The following is a 244-nucleotide window of genomic DNA, read 5'->3' as shown; positions in this document are numbered from 1 at the left end:
ATCGCTCTGTTGAAAGCCCGTCAAGCTGAACTGGAAACAGAGCTGGCCGATCAGCGCCAGACCATGAACGAACTGCAGGTTCAGAGCCAGCAGGCCAATGCCGTACACGCGACCACGATTACCGCATTGCAGAACCGTCAGACTGAGCTGGAAGTCCAGTTGCAGGTGATGAACGACGTTCAGGCACAAAGCCAGCGCGAGCATGCAGCACAAGTCAACTCCATCAATGCTTTGGTTGAACAAC

At 54.5% G+C, this 244-nt stretch carries 1 protein-coding gene; it reads left to right on the top strand.

Annotation, left to right across the window (positions count from 1 at the left end; translation table 11 throughout):
- On the top strand, window positions 1–244 hold a 244-nt coding region (locus tag SB765_RS32865; protein WP_410932926.1), incomplete at both ends, for a hypothetical protein.

This window comes from Pseudomonas sp. SIMBA_067 (genome assembly GCF_046534675.1).
Lineage (GTDB): Bacteria > Pseudomonadota > Gammaproteobacteria > Pseudomonadales > Pseudomonadaceae > Aquipseudomonas > Aquipseudomonas putida.
Note: the sequence above shows the minus strand (reverse complement) of the source record. Positions and strands in the feature narration are given on the sequence as shown.